The organism is Micromonospora sp. NPDC002296 (genome assembly GCF_040296145.1).
In the GTDB taxonomy this organism is placed as follows: domain Bacteria; phylum Actinomycetota; class Actinomycetes; order Mycobacteriales; family Micromonosporaceae; genus Micromonospora.
The window spans coordinates 1-24868 of record NZ_JBEOWQ010000035.1 but is presented as its reverse complement, the minus strand read 5'-3'; the positions used below and the strand labels follow the sequence as shown (position 1 = coordinate 24868).

The 24868-nt window shown below is 71.4% G+C and carries 24 protein-coding genes; 14 read left to right on the top strand and 10 right to left on the bottom strand.

From position 1 onward, the window contains the following. Positions 1-186: 186 nt before the first annotated feature. Together ABT023_RS22695 and ABT023_RS22690 are read left to right on the top strand one after the other, a co-directional pair. Positions 187-1158: an NAD-dependent epimerase/dehydratase family protein gene (locus tag ABT023_RS22695; protein ID WP_350888393.1), complete on the top strand. Its 972-nt coding sequence runs from the start codon at positions 187-189 to the stop codon at positions 1156-1158. 142 nt (positions 1159-1300) lie between these two features. Beyond that, a complete protein-coding gene (locus tag ABT023_RS22690) occupies positions 1301-1798 on the top strand; it encodes a GNAT family N-acetyltransferase (RefSeq protein WP_350888392.1) in 498 nt (165 codons plus the stop codon). Between the two features lie 63 nt (positions 1799-1861). Here the strand turns inward: ABT023_RS22690 and ABT023_RS22685 are convergent, their stop codons facing one another. Next, positions 1862-2347, bottom strand: a complete 486-nt coding sequence (locus ABT023_RS22685; protein ID WP_350888425.1) for an iron chaperone — start codon at positions 2345-2347, stop codon at positions 1862-1864. Positions 2348-2575: 228 nt separating this feature from the next. On the opposite strand from ABT023_RS22685, the gene ABT023_RS22680 reads away from it, so the two are divergent. Together ABT023_RS22680 and ABT023_RS22675 are read left to right on the top strand one after the other, a co-directional pair. Next, positions 2576-3229 carry an MFS transporter gene (locus ABT023_RS22680; RefSeq protein ID WP_350888391.1) on the top strand — a complete coding sequence of 218 codons (654 nt, stop codon included), beginning with the start codon at positions 2576-2578 and terminating at the stop codon, positions 3227-3229. 154 nt (positions 3230-3383) lie between these two features. Further along, on the top strand, positions 3384-3818 hold the full coding sequence (locus ABT023_RS22675) for an MFS transporter (protein WP_350888390.1): 435 nt from the start codon (positions 3384-3386) through the stop codon (positions 3816-3818). Between the two features lie 132 nt (positions 3819-3950). Here the strand turns inward: ABT023_RS22675 and ABT023_RS22670 are convergent, their stop codons facing one another. The 4 genes from ABT023_RS22670 to ABT023_RS22655 all read right to left on the bottom strand — a co-directional run bounded on the left by ABT023_RS22670 (position 3951) and on the right by ABT023_RS22655 (position 7856). Continuing rightward, positions 3951-4610, bottom strand: coding sequence for a response regulator (locus ABT023_RS22670; RefSeq protein WP_350888389.1), 660 nt, complete (start codon positions 4608-4610; stop codon positions 3951-3953). Further along, on the bottom strand, positions 4607-5761 hold the full coding sequence (locus ABT023_RS22665; protein ID WP_350888388.1) for a sensor histidine kinase: 1155 nt from the start codon (positions 5759-5761) through the stop codon (positions 4607-4609). Before ABT023_RS22665 ends, ABT023_RS22670 begins: the two co-directional genes overlap by 4 nt. Then, positions 5761-6594 (bottom strand): CPBP family intramembrane glutamic endopeptidase, encoded by an 834-nt coding sequence (locus ABT023_RS22660; protein WP_350888387.1) that lies wholly within the window; start codon positions 6592-6594, stop codon positions 5761-5763. The genes ABT023_RS22665 and ABT023_RS22660 overlap by 1 nt, the downstream gene beginning before the upstream one ends. 65 nt (positions 6595-6659) lie before the next feature. Then, positions 6660-7856: a hypothetical protein gene (locus ABT023_RS22655; protein WP_350888386.1), complete on the bottom strand. Its 1197-nt coding sequence runs from the start codon at positions 7854-7856 to the stop codon at positions 6660-6662. A gap of 310 nt (positions 7857-8166) precedes the next feature. On the opposite strand from ABT023_RS22655, the gene ABT023_RS22650 reads away from it, so the two are divergent. Continuing rightward, positions 8167-9072 carry a bile acid:sodium symporter family protein gene (locus tag ABT023_RS22650; protein WP_350888424.1) on the top strand — a complete coding sequence of 302 codons (906 nt, stop codon included), beginning with the start codon at positions 8167-8169 and terminating at the stop codon, positions 9070-9072. 382 nt (positions 9073-9454) lie between these two features. Continuing rightward, positions 9455-10237 (top strand): inositol monophosphatase family protein, encoded by a 783-nt coding sequence (locus tag ABT023_RS22645; protein WP_350888385.1) that lies wholly within the window; start codon positions 9455-9457, stop codon positions 10235-10237. Between the two features lie 67 nt (positions 10238-10304). On the opposite strand, the gene ABT023_RS22640 is transcribed toward ABT023_RS22645, so the two are convergent. Then, entirely contained in the window at positions 10305-11489 is a 1185-nt protein-coding gene (locus ABT023_RS22640; RefSeq protein ID WP_350888384.1) for an acyl-CoA dehydrogenase family protein, read from the bottom strand. A 228-nt stretch (positions 11490-11717) separates the two neighbouring features. On the opposite strand from ABT023_RS22640, the gene ABT023_RS22635 reads away from it, so the two are divergent. Beyond that, positions 11718-12470, top strand: a complete 753-nt coding sequence (locus tag ABT023_RS22635) for a DUF899 domain-containing protein (RefSeq protein ID WP_350888383.1) — start codon at positions 11718-11720, stop codon at positions 12468-12470. A 228-nt stretch (positions 12471-12698) separates the two neighbouring features. On the opposite strand, the gene ABT023_RS22630 is transcribed toward ABT023_RS22635, so the two are convergent. Further along, complete coding sequence (locus tag ABT023_RS22630; RefSeq protein WP_350888382.1) at positions 12699-13565, bottom strand: helix-turn-helix domain-containing protein; 867 nt, start codon at positions 13563-13565, stop codon at positions 12699-12701. A 128-nt stretch (positions 13566-13693) separates the two neighbouring features. After that, on the bottom strand, positions 13694-14578 hold the full coding sequence (locus tag ABT023_RS22625) for an alpha/beta fold hydrolase (RefSeq protein ID WP_350888381.1): 885 nt from the start codon (positions 14576-14578) through the stop codon (positions 13694-13696). 204 nt (positions 14579-14782) lie between these two features. Here ABT023_RS22625 and ABT023_RS22620 point away from each other — a divergent pair, with 204 nt between their 5' ends. The 5 genes from ABT023_RS22620 to ABT023_RS22600 all read left to right on the top strand — a co-directional run bounded on the left by ABT023_RS22620 (position 14783) and on the right by ABT023_RS22600 (position 19826). Further along, entirely contained in the window at positions 14783-15121 is a 339-nt protein-coding gene (locus ABT023_RS22620; RefSeq protein ID WP_350888380.1) for a YciI family protein, read from the top strand. Beyond that, positions 15118-16377: an RNA polymerase sigma factor gene (locus ABT023_RS22615; RefSeq protein WP_350888379.1), complete on the top strand. Its 1260-nt coding sequence runs from the start codon at positions 15118-15120 to the stop codon at positions 16375-16377. Before ABT023_RS22620 ends, ABT023_RS22615 begins: the two co-directional genes overlap by 4 nt. A 96-nt stretch (positions 16378-16473) precedes the next feature. Further along, entirely contained in the window at positions 16474-17274 is an 801-nt protein-coding gene (locus ABT023_RS22610; RefSeq protein WP_350888378.1) for an SDR family NAD(P)-dependent oxidoreductase, read from the top strand. A 206-nt stretch (positions 17275-17480) separates the two neighbouring features. Next, on the top strand, positions 17481-18944 hold the full coding sequence (locus ABT023_RS22605) for an MFS transporter (RefSeq protein WP_350888377.1): 1464 nt from the start codon (positions 17481-17483) through the stop codon (positions 18942-18944). A gap of 324 nt (positions 18945-19268) precedes the next feature. Further along, positions 19269-19826, top strand: a complete 558-nt coding sequence (locus ABT023_RS22600) for a pyridoxamine 5'-phosphate oxidase family protein (protein WP_350888376.1) — start codon at positions 19269-19271, stop codon at positions 19824-19826. Positions 19827-20145: 319 nt separating this feature from the next. Here the strand turns inward: ABT023_RS22600 and ABT023_RS22595 are convergent, their stop codons facing one another. Together ABT023_RS22595 and ABT023_RS22590 are read right to left on the bottom strand one after the other, a co-directional pair. Continuing rightward, positions 20146-21687: a GMC family oxidoreductase gene (locus ABT023_RS22595; RefSeq protein ID WP_350888375.1), complete on the bottom strand. Its 1542-nt coding sequence runs from the start codon at positions 21685-21687 to the stop codon at positions 20146-20148. A gap of 221 nt (positions 21688-21908) precedes the next feature. Beyond that, positions 21909-22559, bottom strand: a complete 651-nt coding sequence (locus ABT023_RS22590) for a TetR-like C-terminal domain-containing protein (protein WP_350888374.1) — start codon at positions 22557-22559, stop codon at positions 21909-21911. Positions 22560-22655: 96 nt separating this feature from the next. Here ABT023_RS22590 and ABT023_RS22585 point away from each other — a divergent pair, with 96 nt between their 5' ends. Further along, complete coding sequence (locus ABT023_RS22585) at positions 22656-24002, top strand: carotenoid oxygenase family protein (protein WP_350888373.1); 1347 nt, start codon at positions 22656-22658, stop codon at positions 24000-24002. A gap of 167 nt (positions 24003-24169) precedes the next feature. Beyond that, the gene (locus ABT023_RS22580) at positions 24170-24760 is read left to right on the top strand and encodes a hypothetical protein (protein WP_350888372.1); all 591 of its coding nucleotides are present in this window, start codon (positions 24170-24172) and stop codon (positions 24758-24760) included. Positions 24761-24868: the final 108 nt, after the last annotated feature.

Here is a 24868-nt window from a genome sequence, read left to right as displayed (position 1 = left end):
CATACGGGGGAGGGAGTCCCGACCTGTCACAGCGTTGATCGGACTCACCTCCTTAGTTCGCAGCAGCGTACGCGATGGCGGGCCCACCATGCGGACAGCTCTACCCTAGCTGCACGCGGGCCGTCCCGAGCTGGGCGGGTACGCCGAAGACACGGCCTCACGGCCCCGGACATCGATGGGACAGTCATGCGAGTCGTCGTTATCGGCGGAAGTGGCCATATCGGCACATTCCTCGTCCCCCGGCTGGTGCGCGCCGGCCACGAGGTGCTGAGCATCAGCCGCGGCACCAGCACCGCCTACGCCGACGAGCCCGAGTGGCAGCAGGTGCACCGGGTCGTCGCCGACCGGGAGCGGGAAGACCGCGAGGGCACCTTCGGCGCCACGGTGGCCGGGCTCCGCCCGGATATCGTGGTCGACCTGGTCTGCTTCACCCTGGAATCGGCCACCGCGCTGGTCGGGAGTCTCCGCGGCCGGGCCGGGCACCTGCTGCACTGTGGGTCCACCTGGCGCTACGGGCCCAGTCACCACGTGCCGATCTCCGAAGCGTCGGGCATTGCCCCGTTCGGCGAGTACGGGATCCAGAAGGACCGCATCGCCCGGATGCTGAAGGAGGAGACCGCCTCCGCGGGCCTGGTGACCACGTCGCTGCACCCCGGGCACATCGTCGGTCCCGGCTGGCACCCGATCGGCCCGCTGGGCAACGTCGACCCCGCGGTCTGGCAGACGCTCTCGGCCGGACGTCCGTTGCGGGTCCCCGGTAGCGGCGTCGAGCTGATGCACCACGTGCACGCCGACGACGTCGCCCAGGCCTTCGAGCAGGCAATCGAGCGCCGGGACGCGGCGGCGGGCGAGGACTTCACCATCGTCGCCCCCACCGCGCTGACCGTCCGCGGGTACGCCCACGAGGCCGCCGGCTGGTTCGGGCACACCGGGTCGCTGGAATCGGTGACCTGGGAGGAGTTCCGTCAGGCCACGACGCCGGAGCACGCCGAGATGAGCTGGGAACACCTCTACCGCAGCCACTGCTTCAGCATCCAGAAGGCCAGCACCCTGCTCGGCTACGCGCCGCGCTACGAACCGCAGGCCGCCGTGCTCGAATCCGTCCGCTGGCTGATCGACCACGGAAAGTTGGAGGTAGCCCGACCGCTCACCGTATGAAGCAGGTAAGGCCGGTATCCGTGCCGCGAAGCAGGAATCCACCCGGACGCTTCCTGGGCGGTTGGGCGGCGGCGGCGTCGAGGCCCGGCCGCCACTGAAAGTTCGTCGCGAACGCCTCCGGCCGGTTGTAGTCTCGGCCCTCATGAGTTGGCTGCCCGACGACTTCGTCCATCCCGTCCGTGTGCCCGTGCCCGGCACCGCGCTTCACCTCCGGCCCATCCGCGAGGCGGACACCGCGATCGACTACCCCGCCGTGATGGGCTCCCGGGAACGCCTGTGGGAGATCTTCGGCCCGGCCTGGGGTTGGCCCAGCGAGACGATGACGTACGAGGAGGACCGCGTCGACCTCCTGCGGCACGAGAGGGAGATAGCCGCGCACCAGTCGTTCAACTACGCGCTGCTGGACGAGGAGGAGACGGCGATCCTCGGCTGCGTCTACATCGACCCGCCCGAGCGCACCGGCGCCGACGCGGAGGTCTCCTGGTGGGTGGTGGACGACCTCGTCGGCGGCGAGGCGGAGCGCGCGCTCGACGCGCTGGTGCCGCAGTGGATCGCCGCCGACTGGCCCTTCCAACAGCCCCGCCGCATCGGCCGTGACATCACCTGGCGGGACTGGCTCGCGCTGCCGCCCGCCTCGTGACCCGCCCGGTCGCACTGGTACTGCGACCTACCTATCGCGCGGCCCACCCATTCGCTGATCTGGTCAACTGCGCACGGCCTTCTTGAGCAGCTTCCTGATCGCCGCCTCGCCCTTCTCGCCCAACTCCGTCACGGCGAAAGACGTCGCCCACATGCCGTGGTCCTCATCGAGCGTCGCCTCCGCCGTGAAACCGAACGACGAGTAGCGCTCCTTGTCCACCTGGCCGCTGCGGAAGAAGCACACCACCTTTCCACCGCGGGCGTAGGCAGGCTGGCCGTACCACAGCTTCGGGGCCAGCTCCGGGGCGGCTTCCGCGACGATGGCGTGCAGGCGCTCGGCCACCGCACGGTCCGGCTGCGCCATCTCGGCGATCTTCGCGAGCACATCCTTCTCGTCGGCCGCCGCCTTGTTCGCGCTCTTGCTGCGACGAGCCTCCGCCTTCAACTCCGCCGCGCGGTCCTTGACGGCGGCGCGCTCGACCTCGGAGAAGCTCTCCTCGGGAGACTTGCCCGGTCTGCTTTCCTTGCTGGCCTTCGACGCAGCGCTCACGTAGGTGCCGCTCCTCTCGTCCGTCACCGTGGTCGGCGTGATCATTCACGCTAGCCGCGGGCGACGAGCCGCGCCTTCTCGAATCCTGACCGGTCCACCTGCGGGAGGGCCGCGCCACGCGGCGGGGTCGCCGGGATCTGTGCGATGCCCGTGCCGCAGACCGTGGCCGACGGGGATCGGCTGAACCTGCCGGCCTCTTCCCGATGCTAAGAAATTTAGCACGGGCCGGTGGTCCCCGGTATCGAACGATTTGCTGATTACCCGCCCCGGGTGATCTGGCTAAGTTCGCAGCCGAATCAACGGGGAAAGGATCCGAATTCCGTGCAGGTTTTACAGGGTCAGAAGAACAGCCATCCATCGGGTGGAAACTCGACCGAAGAGGAGGACCGAAAGCCGTCGACGCTGGTCCGGCGGGGGTTGATCCCGGATACGCGTCCGCAACGGATTCTCGCGCTGGCGACGTTCGTCAACATGATCGGCAGCGGCGTCTTCATGGTCAGCGCCGCGCTCTTCTTCACCCGTGTCGTCGGACTTTCCCTGGCTCAGGTCGGCATCGGAATGGGCATCGCGGCCGCCGTTGGCCTCCTGACCGGCGTACCGGTCGGGCACCTCGCCGACCGGCGGGGACCGCGAGAGATCTATTTGTGGATGCTCGTCATTCAGGGCGTGGCGATGACGGCGCTGGTCCTCGTCCAGTCGTTCTGGATGTTCCTGGTGGCGCTCTGCCTGAGCGAACTCGCTCGTTCGGCGGGGGGAGCCGCGCGTGGCCCGCTGGTTCGCGGAGTCGGCGGTGCCGACCTCACCAGATACCGCGCCTACCTGCGCTCGATCGCGAACCTCGCCGGCAGTTGCTCCGCCGTGGCCACCGGCTTCGCGGTGTAGTACGCCTCGCGTCCGGCCTACCTGGCACTGGTGCTGGGCAATGCGCTCACCTTCGCGGCCAGCGCCGCCGTCATCGCCGCGCTGCCGTCGCTGCCGCCCGTTCCCGCACCGCGGACGGCCAGCCGCTGGGGGGGTGCTCAGGGACCGGTCGTACGTGGCCGTGACCGTGCTCGACGGCATCATGTCGATCCACCATCAGGTGCTTCTGTTCGCACTGCCGCTCTGGATCGTCGGACACACCAGCGCACCCCGGTGGCTGATCGGCGCGGGAGCATTCGTCAACACCGCCCTGGTGGTGCTGCTCCAGATCAGGGCCAGCCGGGGAGTGACCGACAGCATCACCGCCGGGAGAGCCATGCGGCGTGCGGGTCTGGCGTTCTTCGTCGGCATGGCCGCGATGGCCGCAGCGGCGGGACTCTCCTCGCGCCTTGCGCTCGTCGGCGTCATCGTCCACACGATCGGTGAACTCTGGCACACGGCCGGCTCGCTGGAACTCCGATTCAGCCTCGCTCCCGCCCACGCCCAGGGGCAGTACATGGGACTGCGGTGGGCCGAACGGACGCGCCCGTACGCGGAGCAGCCCGCCTAGCCGGGCCGGCCCTCCCACCTACGGTCGGCCCGCTCCTCACGGGGGGAGCGGGCCGACGCCCGGCCCTCGCCCGCTCGGTCTTCTCCATGCCTCACCGCAGACTCCGCTACCCGGCCGCTCCCGCCGGCGCTCTCAGGTCACCAGGCCGGCGCGGTAGGCGTAGACCACCGCCTGCACCCGGTCGCGCAGGTCGAGCTTGGTGAGGATGCGCGACACGTACGTCTTGACGGTCTCGTGGCTGATCACCAGCGTCGCGGCGATCTCGCCGTTGGACAGGCCGTCGGCGATGAGGCGCAACACCTCCAGTTCGCGCGGGGTCAGCCCCACGTTCTGCGGCGTGCCCTCGGCGGGACGGATCCGCGCCGCGTACCTGCCCACGAGCTGCCGGGTCACCTCGGGCGCCAGCAGCGCGGCCCCGCTCGCGACCGTGCGGATGCCGTGCAGCAGTTGCGCCGGCGGGGCGTCCTTGAGGAGGAACCCGCTCGCTCCCGCGCGCAGCGCCTCGTACACGTACTCGTCGAGGTTGAACGTCGTGACCACGAGCACCTTGACGGGGTGGGCCACCCCGGCGCCGGCGAGCAGGCGGGTCGCCCCGATCCCGTCGAGCACCGGCATCCGTACGTCCATCACGACCACGTCCGGGTGCAGCCGGCCGGCGAGGTCGACCGCCGCGCGCCCGTCCCCGCACGCGCCGACGACCTCGAGGTCGGGCTGCGCGTCGATGATCGTGGCGAAGCCGGTGCGAATCAGCGCCTGGTCGTCGCAGACCAGCACCCGGACCGGCGCGGTCACGATGGGCTCCCGGTGGGAATGGTGGCCCGCACGACGAAGCCGTCGCCCGCCCGTTGTCCCGCGCTGAACTCACCGCCGAGCACGCCGACGCGTTCGCGGAGCCCGGCGAGGCCGCGCCCGCCCCCACCGGGGGCCGTGGCGTACGAGCCCGAGCCGTCGGTGCTGACCTCCACGGTGATCTCCCTTTCGCCGTGGCGCACGTGGACAGTGGTGCGGCTGCCGTGGGCGTACTTGAGGGTGTTCGTCAGCGCCTCCTGCACGACCCGGTACGCCGCGAGCTCGGCGCCGCCGGTCGTCCCGGCCGGCGTGCCCTCCTCGGTGAACTCCACCGGCTGCCCGGCCTGCCGGGTCTGCTCCACGAGGGCGCGGAGTTCGCCGACGGACGGTGTACGCGGCTCGGCGCTGTGGTCGGGGTTGAGCAGGTCGAGCAGGTGCCGCAGGTCGGTGATGGCCCGCCGGCCGGTGTCGGTGATGGCCGTCAGGCTCGTGTCGAGGCGTTCGGGGGCGGCGGTCAGGTAGCGCGCCGCCTCGGCCTGCACCACCATCGCCGTCACGTGGTGGGTCACCACGTCGTGGAGTTCGCGGGCGATGCGGGTGCGTTCGGCGGCGCGGGCGGTCACGGCGACGTGACGGCGGCGCTCGGCCTCGGCGGCCCGGGACTGCCGCAGCCAGGCCCCGATGCCCCAGGCGATCGCCAGCGCCAGGTAGAACGTGGCGAAACCGGTCACGCCCTCGGTCGACCCGAGCCGGTCCAGCGCGACGGCCAGCGCCACGTACGCGGCGGAGCCCACGACCATGGTGGTACGCCGACGGCGTTCCAGGTGGGCCCCCGCGCTCACCAGCGCGATGGCCAGCGCGGAGCCCGCGACCGTGTGATAGGCGCGGAGCTGGTCGATCGCGAAGCCGAGCGACACCAGCGCGAGGCAGACGGCCGGCCAGCGTCGGCGGACGGCGAGCGGGAGGCACTCCAGGGCGACCACCCCGACGGTCAGCGCGTCGAAGGGACGCCCCGGCAGATCGCCGAGCTGCGTACCGTGGTTGTGCAGCGCCGGCACCACCGACGCGAGGACGAGCAGCAGCGCCAACGGGAGATCCCGGACCGTGACGTCCCACCGCCGCCATGAGCCCGGGACCGTCTGAAGGCCGATCATCAGGAAACCGTAGCGGTCGCCCGCTCGACGCCGACCGCGCGGCGACGCGGGACGAGGTGACCGCGGCGGTGGGCCAGCCACATGAACACCAGGGTCAGCGCTACACCCGCCGCCAACGTGTACAGGCTTCCCTCAGGCCCGAAGTCGCCGCCGGTGAGTACGGCCGGGCCCGACGTCGTGGCGTCCAGCAGCCCTTTCGACTCGCCGTTGCCGGAGACCACGACGCTGAAGATGCCGCCCGCGGCGAAGTTCCAGCCGAAGTGCAGGCCGATCGGCACCCACAGGTTGCGGGTGGCGGCGTAGCAGGCAGCGAGCATGAAGCCGGCCTCGATCGCGATGGCGACCGCGCCCCACAGGCTGGCGTCCGGGTTGAGCAGGTGCATCAGGCCGAACACCACGCCGGTCAGCAACAGCGCGATCCAGGTACCCGTGCGTTCCTCGACGATGCGGAACAGGACGCCCCGGAAGAGCAACTCCTCGGTCGTGGCGGCGGCGGCCATGAACCCGAGCAGCCCCACCGCACCCGTCACCGAGCCCAGGCCGTGGACGTGGTAGCCGCCGACGAAGGCGATGTTGAGGATGACGGCCGCGAACATCCCGACCCCGATCAGCGCCCCCCGGGCGATCCGGGCGCCGGCGCCGGCCCGGGCCACCTCCGTGACCTCGCGGCGCTCGGTGCGCCGCACCACCCACGCGTAGACGAAGATCGCGGCCACCGCCGTCAACACACCCAGGGGCAGGGCGAGCCAGGCGCTCCCCGCCACCGCGGCGACGGCCTGGCTACCGACCAAGGCGACCGCTACAACGGCCAGGAACTGCTTCGAGAAACGCATGATGACTCCTTCAACGAGGTCCGGCCGGAGCGCAGCGGCCACGTCGAACGCTATGGAGTCGCCGGTCAGGAATCGTCACCACGCGGTGGACACTTGCGGGTAGCTCGCGCGGGGGACAAGCCCCCACCCCACCCCACCCCACCCCCGCGATCTTGCACTTTCGGCCCCCGTGGTGAGGCTTTTGCATCTTTTGTTCGGGCCCGAAGTGCAAGATCGGCAGAGTCCGGGGGTGGGGCAGGGCCGTGCCGGTGTCGGAGAGCAGACGGGCCCGCCGAGGCGCGTGTCGCGCTCCGACGGCCGGCGGCGGCGAGCCCCATTTCCCAGGTGGCGATGTAGTCGTGCAGGTGGCCCTGCTGACGCTGCTGGGTGGTGAGCGCCCAGACGAGTTGCCACACGACCAAATGCCAGTGCCGCGCCCGCGCCACGCGGGCTGCGGCCAGCAGGCACGCGTACTCGGCCTGGAAGCAGTCTCGGGCCTCGGCCGTCTCGGTCAAGGTGAGCGGACCGGCCCCCGAGACCGGAGGACCGACGTCGACGTGCCGCCGGTGCGGGTCGAGCACCTTGGCGCCGCTGAGCGCGGTGTGCAGGTAGAAGTCGATCAGCCGGCGGACTTCGTCCTTGCTGTCCGGGCCGGCCTGCTCGATGGCGAGGAGTCGGATCAGGTCATGCATCCGGTAGCGGCCTGGCCGGTGCTGGTACACGAGGTGGGCGTTTTCCAGACGGCCGAGCAGCGCGCGAGCGCGGGCGACCGGTTCGGCTGTGAGCCGGGCGGCGGCCGTGAGACTGATGTCTGGGCCGGGCGCGACGCCGAGCAACCGGAGCATTCGCGCCGATCCGTCATCCAACCCTCGATAGGACCACGAGATGACGGCGCGGACGTTGCCGGAGAGATCACCGCTGTCGAGACCGTCGAGTCGGGCCGACTCGACGCGCAGTTCAGCGCATACCGCCCGTAGAGGCAGGGCGGGGCGGGTGGCCAACCGGATCGCGACGACGTTGATCGCCAAGGGCAGACCAGCGCAGAACCCCACCAGCTCGGCTGCGGCGTCAGGCTCGGCCTCGACCCGGTCAACGCCGAGGTGCGCGACAAGTATCCGCCGGGATTGCTCCGCGTCGAGTACGTCGAGGCGTACCAGCCGCGCGCCGCGCAGATACAGGCCGGGAAGTTCGTTGCGGGCCGCGACCAGTACGACACAGCTCGGGCTGCCAGGGATCAGGGGCTCGACCTGGGTGCTGTCACGGTCGAACCCGCGCAGATTCACGTAGAGTTGCCCGGCTGGAAAGCCTTTTAGTGGAGGACCGGCATCTTGTCCATGTCGTTGAGGGTGAAGCCGGCATGGACGCAGACGTCCCGAATTCTCGCCTCGTCGAGTGCTTCCCGGAGGAGCTGGCGCAGCTTCCGATCGCTGTCCGTCCAGGGTCTCGGCCGCTCCACCTGCCGTTTTGCGTGGTCTTGGTCCACTGTGCACCTGGCGTGGATACCGGCCTCGCACAGGGCAAGTTTCGAGAAGCATGGTGTCGATCGCCGATGTGAAACTCATGGATCTCTTACGAGCAGAAGGCAGAATGATTATGAGTAGCGGTGCGGTCCTCATACTTTTCCCCATCATCGTGGGCATCATCATGCTCGGGCTCGGCCTTACCCTGACCCTTGAGGACTTCCGCCGAGTGGTGAGATATCCCAAGGCGATGGTGGTCTGCCTGGTCTCCCAGATGCTGATCCTGCCGGCGATCTGCCTGGGCCTGGTGGTCGCGTTCAACCTGCGCCCCGAGCTGGCGGTCGGCATGATGCTGCTCGCCGCCTCGCCCGGCGGCAGCACGGCCAGCCTCTACAGCCACCTGTTCAAGGGTGATTTGGCGCTCAACATCTCGCTGACCGCAGTGAACTCGGTGCTGGCGCTGTTCACGCTGCCGATCATCGTGAACCTGTCGGTGTCGGCCTTCGTCGGATCGGACAGCTCGCTCGGCCTCCAGTTCGACAAGGTGATCCAGGTCTTCGCCCTGGTCCTGATCCCGATCGCCATCGGCATGGCCATCCGCGCGAAGTTCACCGCCGCCGCCCAGCGCTTGGAACGCACCGTCAAGATCCTGTCGGTGGTGGCGCTGATCGTGATGATCTCCGGCGTGATCGCCGGCATCGGCGCGGAGGTGTTCGACATTCTCGGGGAGATCATCCTCGCGGTGCTGGCGTTCAACCTGATCAGCATGGCGATCGGCTACTTCGGCCCGCGTTTGCTCAAGGTCGGCGAGCGGGAGTCGATCGCCTCGGCGTTCGAGATCGGCCTGCACAACGCCAGCCTGGCCATCACCATCGGGATGAGCCCGACGCTGCTCGACAACTCCACGATGGCGATGCCGTCGGTGACGTACGGCTTCGTCATGTTCTTCACCGCCGCTGTCTTCGGCATCATCGTCTCCCGCCGCGTGCGGGCAACGAACCCGACCGGCGACCTGTCGGCGACCCCGAGCCGGGTGTGAACCGGGCCCCCGCCGACAGGATCGATTGAGAGCACAGACCGAAGAGCGCGCCCGGCGACCCCGCCGGGCGCGCTCTTTCTCGTGGTACGACCTCAGCGCGCCGTACTGCGCCCCGGCAGCCAGAGGCAGGACGCGAATAGAGATGGTGGGTAGCTCGGGCCGACCCGGGGGAGACCACCGTGTCTCCCGGGGACGACCAGCACGTACGCCGCCGGTCTTCCGCGACCGGCGGATGCCCGGCGGTGCCTGCCGGACGCCGACCACGACGGCCCCTGTGCCCGCCGCCTGCGCCGCTGGGGACCGGGTTCACGGGGGCGAGTGGTGCCCGCCCCGCCCCGGTGCGACGATCATGATCGTCCCCGAACGTGGCGAGGAGAGCGCGATGATCAGTGACGCTGAGCTGGACGACTGCCGGCGGGTCGCCGAGGAGGCGGCGCGCCTCGGCGGGCGGGAGCTGCTGCGGCGCTTCGGCGACCACGGCCGGGTCGACTACAAGACGGCGTCCACCGACCCGGTGAGCGATGCGGACCGGGCCAGCGAGGCGCGGATCGTCGAGCTGCTGCGTGCCCGCCGGCCCGACGACGGCATCCTGGCCGAGGAGGGCAGCGGACACGTCGGTGGCTCCGGGCTGCGCTGGGTGCTGGACCCGCTGGACGGCACGGTCAACTACGTGTCCGGGATACCGTTCTGGTGCGTCAGCGTGGCCTGCGAGGAGGAGACGGCCGACGGCTGGCAGCCGGTCGTCGGGGTGATCCTCGACCCGGTGCACGACGAGCTGTTCCACGCCGTCCGGGGCCGGGGCGCGTACCTGGGCGACAGCCCGCTGGTCCGGCCCGCCGGCACCGCCCTCGACGAGGTCATCCTCGCCAGCGGGTACGCGTACGACGTCGCCCACCGCAGGGTGCAGGCGGCTGTCGTTGCCGACCTCGCCGGTGACGTACGCGGGGTGCGGATGCTCGGCACCACCGCGCTGGCCCTGTGCTGGGTGGCCGCCGGGCGCTGCGACGCGTACGTCGAGGATCGCGCCTTCCGCTGGGACTGGGCCGCCGGCCTGGTGATCGCCACGGAGGCCGGCGCGGCCGTCGAGGTGCACGGCAGTCGGGTGCTCGCCGCGCCGCCGGAGTTGATCGACGATCTCCGGCCCCGGGTCGCCGCGCTGGGCTGACGCCGAAGAGTGCGACGAGCCGCCCGGCGGGGGGTTGCGCCGGGCGGCTCGCCACGTCGGGGAAGGCTTAGAGGAAGAGGGTGTTCGGGCCCAGTCCGCAGACGACCCGGCCGTACAGCTCGGTGTTGGTGTCGGCGTTGATGAGCCCGTGCAGGCTCATCGCGTTGATGTCCCGGGCGATCCGCTGGATCGGCACGTCACGGTAGATGGACGAGCCGCCGCTGGCGGAGGCGAAGATGTCCACCGCCTCCTTGGCCAGCCGGGTGGCCCAGCCGTGGTCGGCGCGGACCCGGGCCCGCTCCTCCAGCGTCCACTCCGCGCCGCTGGCCGCCTTGCTGTCGACCAGGTCGGCGGCGTGGTACGCGTGGAACTCGGCCTGGTCGATCTTCATGAGCGCGGTGCCGATCTTCAGGTGGGTGACCGGCGCCTCGCTCTGGTTCTCGTAGTTGGTGTAGGTGATTCCCCGGCCGGGGAGCCGGTCGAGGAACTCGTCGCGCGCGGACTTGGCCACGCCGACCGCCGCGCCCACGCCGGACGCCGCCGCGTTCAGCGCGGCCGGGGTGCGCCAGACGGAGGAGTCGGCGTTGCCGTGCGACAGGCCCTGCGGGATCATGGCCGCGCTCATCGGGATGATGTGGCTGCTCGGCACGAACACCTCGCGGGCCACCGTGGTGACGCTGCCGGTGGCGGTCAGGCCGGTGGTGTACCAGTCGTCGACGATCTCCAGGCTGCCGATCGGTATCAGCGCCATGATCGGCTCCGGCTCGGCGTCCGGGCGCAGCAGGACCGCCGCGATCTCCTGCCACTGCGCGTGGTGGGCCCCGCTGATGAAGTGCCAGCTGCCGTTGACGACGACGCCCCCCTCGGTGGGGACGGCCGTGCCACCGACGCTGTTGGTGCCGCACACCCGCGCGTTGGGGGTGGCGAAGACCTCGTCCTGGGCCTCGTCGGGGAACAGGCCGGCGAGCCAGGTGGGGATCCACAGCACGGAGGTGACCCAGGCGGTGCTGGCGTCGCCCCGGCCCAGCTCGGTGGCGACCGCCACGAGCGTGCGGGTGTCCACCTCGTACCCGCCGTAGCGGCGGGGCGTGCGGAGCTTGAACAGCCCCGCCTCCTCGATCGCGGCCACCGTCTCGTCGTGGAGGCGACGGTTCTCCTCCTGCCACGCCGCGTGTTTGCGGATCAGCGGGACGAGGTCCGCGGCGCGCTGGACGAGTTCCTCGCGGCTGGGTGCTTCGGTGATCGTGGGCACATGTCCTCCTCAACGGGCGACCGGATCGGCCGGAATCCTGTCTGCCAAGCGCCATCGACGCTGTCACATCCCGGCTGTCGCGGCCTCTTCCGGATTGCTCGTTGCCGGCGTGGGTCCGGCCGGTGAAAAAGGCACGAGCGGAGAAGTCGGCCCCTCCGTGGCCGTGTCAGGGTCGCAGGTGTCGCCCGGTCTCCGTGTGGGCCGGCGGCGACCGTCGAGGGAGGAACGATGAGTTTTCCGCAGATCGTCTCGCGTGAGGAATGGACCACTGCCCGGGAAAGGCTGCTGGAGGAGGAGAAGGCGCTGACCCGCGCCCGCGACCAGCTCAGCGCCGCGCGCCGGGCCATGCCCGTGGTGCCGGTGGAGAAGGAGTACGTGTTCGCCTCGCCCTCCGGTGAGGTGACGCTGCTCGAACTGTTCCAGGGGCGTCGCCAGTTGCTCGTCCGGCACTTCATGTTCGCCCCGGACGCGAAGGAGGGCTGCGTCGGCTGCTCGATGCAGGCCGACAACGTCGGGGACCTGTCGCACATGCACGCTCGAGACACCTCGTTCGTGATGATCGCCCGGGCCCCGCTGGAGAAGATCGAGCAGTTCAAGGCCCGAATGGGCTGGAGCCACATCCCGTGGGTGTCCTCGTATGGCAGCGACTTCAACTACGACTTCAACGTCACCATGGAGAAGGGCGAGCTGCCGGCGGTCAGCTCCTTCATCCGTGAGGGCGAGAAGATCTTCCACGCCAGCTCGGTGTTCGACCGGGGCGGCGAGGTGTTCATCAACACCTACAACTACCTCGACGTCACCCCGCTGGGCCGGCAGGAGGAAGAGCTGGCGCACCCGTGGGACTGGTGGCGGCACCACGACCGCTACGACGCCGAGAATGCCGCCAACCCGGGCGAGAACTGGTGGACCGGGCTGAACAAGTTCCAGGTGCGCCACGAGAGCCCGGCCGAGCAGCAGCCGACGGAGGCCGCGCCGCAGTGACGGCGGCGCGGTGGGGTGCGGCGGCACTCCACCGTCCGCGGCGGCCGGTTCCCGGCCGGCGGCTTCGGCCGTCGCCGGGAGCCGGCCGCCGGCGCGTGGGGCCGAACGCCCGGCCCCGGTCGCCGCGCCGACGCGGCGACCGGGGCCGGCGTTCTGCGCGTGCGTCGTTCCAGCCGTGCGTCGTCCGGGTCGCGGTCCGTTCGGGCCGCGCCGGGGCGGCGCGCGGGATCAGGAGGAGACGGCGACGCTGTGCCGCTGGACCGGCACCGGGGCCGCGCCGCGCCGGGGGACCCCGCCGAGCATCCGCAGCGCCGCCGCCGACGGCGAGCCGGCCTCGACGGTGAAGGTCACCAGCATCAGGTTCGGGGCCTCCTCCAGCCGCAGCGTGTGCTGGTTGACCGTCAGCGCGCCGACCACCGGGTGGGCCATGTCGTAGGTCATCGTCTCGCAGGTGCTGACCGGGTGCTCGGCCCACATCCCGGCGAACTCGGGGCTGCGCGACAGCAGCTCCTCGACCAGCCCGACGACCCGGCGGTCGTCGCGGTAGCGGCCCACGGCCATCCGCAGGTACGCCACCACGGAGCGGGCCTTGCCCGGCCAGTCTGTGTACAGCTCGCGCATCCGGGGGTCGAGGAAGACCGACCGGCTCATGTTGGGCGCCTCGTCGAGGTGCCAGGCGAGCAGGGCGTGGCCCAGCGGGTTCCAGGTGTGCACGTCGGTCGCGGCGCTGAGCACCATCGCCGGCACGTCGGGCATCATCGCGAGCATCTGGCGCAGGGCCGGCGGCGCGGAGCTGGCCCGGACCGCCCGCTCGGGCGCCGTCCGGCCAGGGCGGGCCAGCGTGAACAGGTGCGCCCGCTCGTTGCAGCCGAGCTGCAACGCTCGGGCGACCGCGTCGAGCACCTCGTCGGACACGTTGTGTGCCTGGCCCTGCTCCAGCCTGGTGTAATAGGAGACGCTGACCCCGGCGAGCTGGGCCAGCTCCTCGCGGCGCAGCCCGGACACCCGCCGGCGCTCGCCGTAACGGGCCAGGCCGGCGTCCTGCGGCCGGATGACACCGCGTCGCGATCGGAGGAACTCGCCGAGCGGATTCATGCGACTCAGTATGACGGACCAGCATGACACTGTCAGTGGTACCCACCGTGGAAGTACCAACGGTTTCCGGCCGGGCGGGGAGGGGAATCCGCCGCGCCCGGCCGGGGCCGGTCAGCCCTCCGGACCGGTCAGGCCGTCTCCGCCAGGAAGCGCATGATGTGGTCGTTGGTGATCTCCGGCTGCTCGGTGAGCGGGACGTGTCGCGAGTCGGGGACCAGCGCGCCGACCGAGCCCTTCGGCAGCGCCTCGACGATCCGCGCGAGCTTCTCCTCGTTCATCGCGAACGCGACGTCCTGGACGCCGAAGATGTTCAGCGTCGGCTGGCTCGGCAGGGCCCCCCACAACGCGGCCTGCTCGGCCGCCCACTCGGGGCCGCCGAACGTCGTGGCGGGGAAGTTGGTGCGGTACATGCCGAGGGCGGCGTTCAGGTTCTCCGGCGTGCCGAGGGCGGCCCGGATGTCGGCCAGGTCCTGGGTGACGTCGTAACCGTCCCTTGAGTACTTGTGCAGCATGAACTCCAGGAAGGCAAGGTCGTTGGCGGCGACCAGCTCGTTGGCGGCGGCCATCTGGAAGAACCAGAAGTGGGCCTGGACGTTGATGCCCCGGGGGTCGAGCAGGTACTCGCCGAAGAACTGGAACGGCGGCACGTCGCAGGCGACCAGCCGCGACCACCGCTGCGGCTCCTGCACCACCGCGCTCCACGCGACGGCGGCCCCGAAGTCGTGCCCGATCAGCACCGCCCGCTCATCCCCGCCGAGCGCCTCGTGCAGGGCGTTGACGTCGGCCACCATGTCGCGGATGTGTTCGCCGCCGGGCGGCGGGACCGAGCTGGGGGCGAAGCCGCGGGTCCACGGGGCCACGGCCCGGTAGCCGGCGTCGGCCAGCACCGGCATGAGGTGCCGGAACGAGTTGGGAGTGAACGGGAAGCCGTGCACCAGCAGGGCCAGCGGCCCCTCGCCCAGCTCACGGTATGCGATGTCGACACCGTTGACGGTGACCTGTGATTGACGCATGGGATGCCTCCTCGGCGGGCATGGATTGATCCAAGACTGGCCGAGCCGACGGTGCCCCGCTTCTCCGTGCGTGCTGCCCGTACCACGACTCGACGCCCCTCGTGCGGCATCGACCGGGATGTCCCCCGATCAGGTGAAAGACCGGGTGGTCGCGTCTGTCCCGGTCTCCCCGTCGTTGTATTGCGCGGACCTGGGAGGGGGACCGTGGAGTACGCACTGGTGATCTTTCACGACGAGACCGGCGAGCTGAGCCCGGCGGAGATCGACGAGCATCCCCGGCACCGGGCCTGGCTGGACGAGGTGCGCCGGCGGGGGGCGTTCGCGGGCGGGCAGCGGCTGCGCCCCGGCCGCGCCGGACGGACCGTCCGCACCCGGGCCGAGGGCACGCTGGTCACGGACGGGCCGTTCGTCGAGGCCCGGGAGCAGGTGGGCGGGTTCGTCCTGCTGAACTGCGCGGACCTCGACGAGGCGACCGAACTCGCCGCCCTGCACCCGTTCGCCGAGCTGGGTGCCATCGAGGTGAGGCCGGTCTGGACCTGGTGACCTTCACCGTCGACGCCGCCGTGGCCGGCGCGTTCCGCCGGGAGTACCACCAACTCGTCGGCGGCCTCGTCGACCTCACCCGGGACCGGAGCCTGGCCGAGGACTGCGTGCAGGAGGCGTTCGCCGCCGCGCTGGAGCGCTGGCGGTGCGAGGGCGTGCCGCGCCGGCCCGGGGCGTGGCTGACCACCGTGGCACGCAACCGGGCCGTCGACCGGCTGCGCCACGAGACCGTACGTGCCGCCCGGCTGCGGGAGGCGGCGGCCGTCCTCCCGGCGTACGACGAGCTGCCGCCGGTGCCGTCCCTGATCCGGGACGTCCAGCTACGCCTGATCTTCACCTGCTGCCACCCCGCGCTGTCGCTGCCGTCGCAGGTCGCGCTGACCCTGCGTACCGTCGTGGGGCTCGGCCCGGCGGAGATCGCCCGCGCCCTGCTGGTCCCGCCGGGGACCCTGGCCCAGCGGCTGGTGCGGGCCCGGCGCAGCGTCCGCGACGCCGGCCTGCGCTGCGAGCTGCCACCGGCAGCCGAGCTGCCCGGGCGGGCCACGGCGGTACGCGCGGTGCTGTACCTGCTGTTCACCGAGGGGTACGCCGCAACGGCCGGCGCGGACCTGGTGCGGCGCGGGCTGTGCGCGGAGGCGGTCCGGCTGGCCCGGCTGCTGGCCCGGCTGCTGCCCGACGACCCGGAGACGCTCGGCCTGCTCGCGCTGCTGCTGTTGCACGAGGCCCGGCGCGACGCCCGGACCGACGCCCACGGCGACCTGGTGCCGCTGGAACGGCAGGACCGCCGGCGGTGGGACCGGGGCCGGGTGGCCGAGGGGGTGGGCCTGCTGGACCGGGCCCTGTGCCGTGGCCGGCCCGGCCCGTACCAGGTCCAGGCGGCGATCGTGGCCTGCCACGCCACCGCCCCGGACGCCGCGCGCACCGACTGGGCCCAGATCGCCGGGCTCTACGCCGAGCTGGCGGAGCTGGCGCCGTCGGCCGTGGTGCAGCTCAACCGGGCGGTGGCGGTCGGGATGGCGCTCGGCCCGCAGCGGGGCCTGGCCCTGCTGGAGCAGGTGGAGCGCTCGGGCGAGCTGGCCGGGAACCACCTCGTCCCGGCCGTCCGCGCGGATCTGCTGCGCCGGCTGGACCGGCACGGCGAGGCGGCCGGGGCGTATCGGCGGGCGCTCGACCTGGCCGGCAACGACGCCGAGCGCCGGTACCTGCGGGGGCGGTTGGCGGAGGTGACCGGCCCGCCCCGGGACCAAGCAAAATAAAGCACCAGAAAATGTATATTTCCCCAAGAGCTGCCCGTCGGTCTGACGAACCCGGTCCGGTACCGCCGGCCCGGCCCACGACGAGGGGAATCAGACATGTTGCTGGAGAGCAGGACCGCGATCGTCTACGGCGCCGCGGGCGCGCTGGGCGGCGCGGTGTCGCGCGCCTTCGCCCGCGAGGGCGCCACCGTCTACCTGGCCGGACGCCACCTCGACCGGGTGGAGATGCTCGCCAAGGAGATCACCGCCGAGGGCGGCCGGGCGTACGCCCACCAGGTCGACGCGCTCGACCAGGAGTCGGTCGACGAGCACGCGGCGCTGGTCGCCGGGCAGGCCGGGAGCATCGACGTCTCGTTCAACGCCGTCGGCCTGGACCACGTGCAGGGCGTCCCGCTGCGCGAGCTGGACCTGGACGACTTCCTGATGCCGATGAACACCTTCGTCCGCACCCAGTTCCTCACCTCCACGGCGGCGGCGCGGCGGATGGTCGAGCAGCGCTCCGGGTCCATCGTCATCCTGTCCACGTCGGCGGCCCGGGCGCCGATGCCCTCGGGCGGGTTCGGCGTGGCCTGCGCCGGCATCGAGTCGCTCTCCCGGGAGCTGGCCGGGGAGGTGGGCCAGTTCGGGGTGCGGGTGGTCTGCCTGCGGCCCGACGCCATCCCGGAGAGCGTGCAGCACGGCTCGTACGTCCGCGACACGTGGCGGCGCGCGGCCGAGGCGAACGGGGCGACGCTGGAGGACATGCTGGCCGCCAAGCCCGGTATGCCCGACCCGCTGCTGGGCCGGGCGGTGACCCTGGCCGACGTCGCCGGCACCGCGGTGTACCTCGCCTCGGACCTGTCCAGCGGGCTCACCGGATCGATCACCACCGTCGGGTGTGGAGTCCTCGTCGACTGACCGACCGACGGCCGACCGCCCGGGTGCGAGGTCGCACCCGGGCGGCCGGCCCTCCCCGCCATGTGAGAAATAGAGCAAGTTCGAAGAGGGCCGGGGCGGGGTAGCGTTGGGTGGGCCCCCACGGCGGGTGCTCAGGGTGCCACTGCCAGTGGTACGCACGGCAGGGAGATGGGTACCCCGACCGTGGAAACCTAATGTTTGTCATCATGGCGGAGAATCAGAGCACGTCGGAGCAGCTCAGCTCCGCGCAGAAACTTGCCCTTTTCGTATTGCTCGGCGCGCAGTTCATGTTGTCGGTCGACTTCTCCATCCTCAACGTGGCCCTGCCGCGGATGGGTGAGGGCGTCGGGCTCAGCCTGGCCGACCTTCCCTGGGTCGCCAGCGCGTACGCGCTGCCCGCGGCCGGCTTCACGCTCCTGTTCGGCCGGATCGCCGACCTGTTCGGCCGGCGGCGGCTGTTCCTGACCGGCATCGCGCTGCTCACCGTGGCCTCGCTGCTCGGCGGCTTCGCGACCAACGCCACGATGCTGCTGAGCGCCCGGGTGCTGCAGGGCTTCGCCAACGCGATCGCCATCCCGGCCGCGATGGCGCTGCTGATCACGACCGTGTCCGACGAGCGGGCCCGCGCCCGGGTGCTCGGCCTCAACGGCGCGCTGCTCTCCGGTGGCTTCACCATCGGCGCACTGGTCGGTGGCAGCCTCGTCAGCGCCCTGGACTGGCCCTGGGCGTTCTGGATCAACGTGCCGGTGGCGGTCGCCATCCTGGTGCTGACCCCGCTGGTGATCAAGGAGAGCGTCCGTCCGGCCGGCGTCAAGCTGGACGTGCCGGGCGCCGTCACGGTCACCGCCGGCCTGCTCGCCCTGGTGTACGGCGTGAGCATGCAGAACTGGATCGCGCTCGTCGTCGGCGCGGTGCTCATCGCCGCCTTCTGGTTCGTCGAGCTGAAGGCGAAGGCGCCCCTGGTGTCGCTGACCCTGCTCAACCGGCCGAACATCAAGTGGGGCAACTTCGGCGGCATGGTCGCCTTCGTGATGGCCAGCGGCATCAACTTCGGCCTCACCCTCTACATGCAGGACGTGCTCAAGCTGGAGCCGTTCACCACCGGCCTGGTGTTCGGCGTGCCGGGCCTGGTGGCCGTCGTCGCCGGCGTCATCGCCGGCCGGATGATCGGCCGCTTCGGCTACCGCAACGTGCTCGCCGTGGGCCTGCTGGTGCAGGGGCTGACCACCGTCCCGCTGCTGCTGACCGGCACCTCCACCACCCCGGGCCTCCTGCTGATCGTCCCGTCGCTGTTCCTGATGTACTTCGGGCACGTCACGGCCGTCGTCGCCTACACGGTGACCGCCACCTCCGGGCTGGACGACTCGCAGCAGGGCCTGGCGACCGGCCTGGCCACCCTGGCCCAGCAGATCGCGGTCACCATCGGCATTCCGATCTTCGGGGCGATCGTCGCCGCCCGCACCGACGTGCTCGACGGCGTCCACCTCGCCATGCAGGTGCAGATCGTCGTGATCCTGGTGTCCGTGGCGCTGATCTGGTTCGGCCTGCGCGACCGGGGCACCACCGCCGGGCCGTCGGCCACCGGGCGGCAGGAGCCGGAGCTGACCCCCGAGGCGCAGCAGCCCGCGCCGGTGCCGGTGCCGCGCACCGTCAGCGAGAACCCGGTCTAGGGCCGGCACCGGGGCCGCCGTGGCGGCTGATCCACCCCCTCGGCTGGTGCCGAGACCGTTGACCGGCGAGGCCCCCGGCGGATGGTTCATCGATGATGACCATCCGCCGGGGGCCTCGCCGCCGTCGCCGTGATTGCGGGGACGGGGATTCGTTCGGGTAGGCACGCTCAGAGAAGGAGCGGCCTCCACGCCTCGCCAAACTTGGTCAGTGTGGACATGCCCACCCGGAGGCGCGGGAGATCGGACCGCGGCGGAGGGTGCGCACCGTGACGGAGTGGGCGTCGTCTGCGCCGTCGTCGCTCCGCTCGTACAGAAGGGGCACCCATGGACTACCCGGAGATAGCGCGCCTGGTGAACACCGACCCGGTGGTACGGATCCTGTTGGAGGCGCCGATCCTGATGCGGCTCGGGTACGTGGGGCTGGACGGCCACCCACGCTCGATCCCGGTCGCCTACGTGTGGAACGGCAGGGCCTTCGTCTTCGCCAGCCCGACCACGGCGTACAAGGTCAGGGCGATCGCCGCGCATCCGCAGGTGTCCTTCACCGTGGACACCATGGCGGCAGAGCCCCGCGCGAAGGTCGCGGCGGCGCTCGGTGCGCCGGTCGCCGACTACACGCCGCTGATGATGCTGGTCCGCGGCACGGCCTCGATCGAGGTCGAGCAGGGGCTGCCCCAGGTGCACATCGACGCGTCCCGCCGGATGATCGGTGAGCACAACGTGCCGGAGTGGGAGCGCAGCAAGCGCGAGCACACCAGAGAGATGGCCCTGGTCACGATCGTGCCGACCCACGTGACCGTGTGCGACTTCATCACCCGGTTCCCGCCGCCGGTCGAGGTCAACGCCCCCGCCCACGGGGCGTCCCCGGACCCGGTGCACTGACCCGCCCGTGCACCGGCCCCGCCGTGCACCGGCCCGGGCGAGGGCGGTCCACCCGCCCGCTCCGGCCCGGTCCGCTGAGGGCACTGTGCGCCGCACGTCGGCCTCCGCGGGCCGTCCGCCGCCCGGCGGGCGGCCCGTTCGGCGTCCGGCCGTCGACGTCGCGTGCGCCGGCAGCAGGGCCGGGCACGCGCGGGTTTCGCGCCCGCGGTGGCTGCGGTGGGGGAGCGGCGCCAGGCGCTGCCCCGGGCGGGGCAGGGCAGCACGACGGGCGCCCCGCCGGATTCACACCGCGCGGGACGCCCGTGTCCGGTACGACCGGTCAGGACTGCCTGAGCCAGTCGGCGAGGCGCTCACCGATCATGATCGAGGTGAGGTTGGTGTTGCAGTTGACGATCGACGGCATGACGGAGGCGTCGCAGACGTACAGGCCCTCGATGCCGTGCACCCGCAGCCGCTCGTCGACCACCGCGCCCTCGTCGCCGGTCGCGCCCATCCGGGCGGTGCCGACGGGGTGGTAGCCGCTGTCCAGGCTGAGCCGGACGTAGTGACGCATCAGCTCGTCGTCCTCGGCCATCTCCTCGCCGAGCACGACGAACCGCTGGCCCTTGTCCTGGATGCCCGCCGTCTGCATGAACTGCCAGCACTGGCGCACGGCGGCGATGAGGGTCTGGATGTCGTTCTCGGTGTCGAGGAAGTTGAGCACGACGTCCGGCGGTGCGGTGGGGTCGGCCGAGGTGAGGGTGAGCCGCCCCCGGGACTCCGGCCGCTGGTGCACGACCATCACCCCGAAGATCGTCTTCGCCGCGGCCAGCATCTGCAGCTCCGGGAAGAGCGTCAGGTCGAAGTGGTTGATCATGTAGTACTGGAGGTCGTTGAACTCCGTGGACCCCGGTGCGGTGGTGCGCAGCAGCATCTGCAAGAAGGCGTCGTCGGTGTTGAACGTGCCCGGCTCGGGCACCATGAACGCGCCGGTGCGCGGGTGGTCGATCAGGTCGGCGCCCACCCCGGGGCGATCCAGCAGCACGTCGATGCCCAGCCGCCGCAGGTCGCCGGCGGGCCCGATGCCCGAGCGCATGAGGATGGCCGGGGAGTTGACCGCGCCGGCGGCCAGCACGACGGCGCCGGCCTCGATCACCTCGGTGCCGCCGCCGGGCTTGGCCACCTCGACGCCGCGCGCCCGGTTGCCGGCGAACAGCACCCGGTTGACCTGGACCCCGGACCGGATCTCCAGGTTCTCCCGCCCGCGGGCCTCGCCCAGATACCCCATGGCAGTGGAGAACCGGGTGCGGGTGTCGCGGCGGTTCGACGGCATCGGGCCGACGCCGCTGGCCTCCGGGTGGTTGTGGTCCTCGATGGCGGGGAAGCCGGCCTTGAGGCAGGCGTCCTGGAACACCTGCTGCACCGGGGTCAGCTCGTCGCCCGAGAACCGCCGGATCGGGATGGGACCGCCCTTGCCGTGGTACTCGTTGTCGAAGTCCAGGTCGTCCTCGAGCCGCTTGTAGAACGGCAGCACCTCGTCCCAGGCCCAGGCCGGGTTGCCCATCTCGGCCCACTCGTTGAAGTTCACCGGATTGCCGCGCAGCGCGATGGTCGCGCCGACCGCGGAGGACCCGCCGGTGACCTTCCCGCGCGGGTAGATGATCCGCCGCCGGTCGGTGATCTCTGCCTTGTAGTGCCAGTCGTGGATGTCCATCGACATCGCGCTGCCGTTGAGCAGGTCGGGTGGCGTGTCGGCGACCGTGGCGAAGTCGGGGCCTGCCTCCAGCAGCAGGACCTTGCGGTGGGGATCCTCGCTCAGCCGGGCGGCCAGCGCGGCTCCGGCGGAGCCGGACCCGACCACGAGATAATCGATTCCGTTCATCATCGGCGTCCTTCGGTACGTGGAGGGTTGGCGATCCTGTCGGACTGACCCACAGGAGTGGATGCGCTTCCATTACGGACGTGCTCGGGACCCGCCACGAGCATCACACCGGGCTCCGCCCGTCGCTTCTCCGCCGTTGCTCACCGGCCCCCGGGCGTTCCCCGGGGACGCGTTTCCGTCAGGAGGCCGCCGCGTGCCGTCGGGCCGGCGGCACGGACGTCTCAGGTGCGCGGGGAGCGCCGCCGCCGGGCCCGGGCGAGGGAGGTGGCCGTCGCCTCGTGCTCGTCGCCCGCGCCGACCATCAGCGAGCGCAGCTGCGCCTCGAAGCACACGTCGGCGTCGTACGGGTCGATCAGGTAGCCGCCGAGTTCGAGGCTGACCAGCCCGTGCAGGGCGATCCACATGTTCTGCGCGACCAGCAGCGGGTCGCCGGCGCGGAACCGGCCCTGCTCGGTGGCCCGGGCCACCGCGTCGACCAACGGCTGGAGGGTGTACTTGCCGTGCTGCCGGTCGCCGTCGGCGAGGGCGAACCCGCCGAGCGCCGCGCTGCCGAACATGACCTGGTAGAGCTGCGGGTGGTCGAGCGAGTTGGCCCGGTACGCGTACCCGAGGGCCATCACGTCGGCGACCGCGTCGGGGGTGGCCCGCACGGTGGACATCCGCCGGTGCAGCCGTGCGAAGCCCTCGTGCACCATCGCCCGCACCAGGTTGTCCATGCCGCCGAAGTGCGTGTAGACGGCCGTGGTCGAGGCGCCCACGGCGGCGGCGAGGCGGCGCGTGGTGAGGCCGGCGGCGCCCTCCTCGGCCAGCAGTCGGGCTGCGGCCTCCAGCAGGGTGGTCGCCAACTTCGGGTCGATCCGGCGCGGACTCACGTTGACATGATCTCACGTCGGGCGTACGTTCGATGAAGTAACGCTGTTACGTAACTGCGATACACCAAAAGATCGCGCCAGCTCGTGGAGGTCCCAATGAGCGTCGTCGCCCTCGCCCCCCAGACCCTGCCCCAGCACGACAGCCGGCGCCCCGTCGCCGCCGAGGCGACCGAGCTCGACCTGACGGTCACCGGCCGGCTGCCCGCCGAGTTGAACGGCTGCTTCGTCCGGATCGGGCCGAACCCGATGGGCGGCGGCCGGTCCGGCCACGCCCTCGTCGGCGACGGCATGGCGCACGGGGTGCGCCTGCGCGAGGGCCGCGCGCTGTGGTACCGCAACCGGTGGATCCGCACCGACCGCACCACCCGTGCCCTGGGCGAGCTCGCCCTGCCCGGCCCGCGGCACGGGCTGTCCGACAACGCCAACGCCAACATCATCCGCCACGGCGGGCGCACCCTGGCCCTCGGCGAGGCGGGGGTGCTGCCCGTCGAGCTCGACGACGAGCTGGAGTCGGTGGCCCGGATCGACTTCGACGCCACCCTGCCGCACGGCTTCGCCGCGCACGCCGAGTGCGATCCGGTCACCGGAGAGCTGTTCGCCGTCGCCTACTACCACGAACTGCCGTACGTCGAGCACCTCGTGCTGACCCCCGAGGGGCGGGTGCGCCGCAGCGAGCGGATCGAGGTGTCCGGCCCGCCACTGATGCACTCGCTGGCGCTGACCGACCGGCACTCGGTGCTGTTCGACCTGCCGGTCACCTTCAACCCGGCGCTGGCCCGGGCGGGCTCGCGCTTCCCGTACGCGTGGTCGCCGCAGCGGCCGGCCCGGCTCGGGCTGCTCCCGCGTGAGGGGCGCGGCGCCGACGTGCGCTGGTTCGACGTCGACCCCTGCTACGTCTTCCACCCCGTCAACGCCTACGAGGTCGACGACCGGTGCGTGGTCGACGTGGTGCGCTACGACCGGGTCTTCGACCGCGACCTGCACGCCCCGGGCGAGGCCGCCCCGACGCTGTGGCGGTGGACGCTGGACCTGACCCACGGCACCGTCGGCGCCGAGCAGCTCGACGACATCCCGCAGGAGTTCCCCCGCATCGACGACCGCCGCAAGACGATGCCGCACCGGTACGCCTACACCGTGGCCATGCAGTCCGGGGCCGGGGTGCTGGGCGGCTCGGCGCTGCTGCGCCACGACATGGTGCGCCGCGAGGTCGCGGTGCACGACTTCGGGCCGTACCGCGAGGCGGGCGAGGCGGTGTTCGTCCCGCGTGGGCCGCTGTCCGCCGAGGACGACGGCTGGCTGCTGACCTACGTCTACGACGGCCGGACCGACCGCAGCGACCTCGTCGTGCTCGACGCGGGTGACTTCACCGGCCCGCCGGTCGCCGTCGTGCACCTGCCGGGCCGGGTGCCCAGCGGATTCCACGCCAACTGGCTCGTGTCCTGAGCCGTCACCCGCGTGGCGCCGGGAAGAGGCAGATTGCCGACAGCAACTGAGCAATTTGGAGGAACCGTGGAACAGGATGGGCGGTTAGCTTCGCGGCAAGCCGCTGTCCCCGTTCCCACGGGTCGTACGGCGGACTCCCCCCGCGTTTTGACGGAAGGTGCCTGAAGATGACCCAACCCCTTACCGCCGCTCCGTCGTCCGGGCTGCTCGCGCGGCTCAACGGAGCCCATCACAAGGCGGCCCTGAACGGATTCCTCATCATCGTGCTGGCGCACTGGGCCGAGCACCTGGTCCAGGCGTACCAGATCTGGGTGCTCGGCACGCCACGGCCGCAGGCGCGCGGCGTGCTGGGCCAGTTCTATCCCTGGCTGGTCTCCTCCGAGTGGCTGCACTACGGCTACGCCATCGTGATGCTGGTCTTCCTCTTCGCGCTGCGCCGCGGCTTCGTCGGCCGCGCCCACACCTGGTGGGTGGTGGCACTGGCCATCCAGTTCTGGCACCACATCGAGCACTTCATGCTGCTGTGGCAGGTGCAGAGCGGCACCATGTTCTTCGGCCAGAAGGTGCCGACCAGCATTCTTCAGCTCGTGCTGCCCCGGGTCGAGCTGCACCTGTTCTACAACTCGATCGTGTTCATCCCGATGGTGGTCGCGATGTACCTGCACCTGCGGCCGAACCGGCGCGAGCAGGAGCTGATGACGTGCAGCTGCATCGGGCACCGCGTGTCCAGCCAGTCCGTCGTGCCCCATGCCGCGTGAGCTGAGCCTCCCGTCCGGCGGCCGTCGACAGGCGGCCGTCGCCGCCGTGGTCGCGGCGGTCGTCGGGCTGCTCGTGCTCACCCCCGGCGCGGCCCGGGGCCCCCGCCG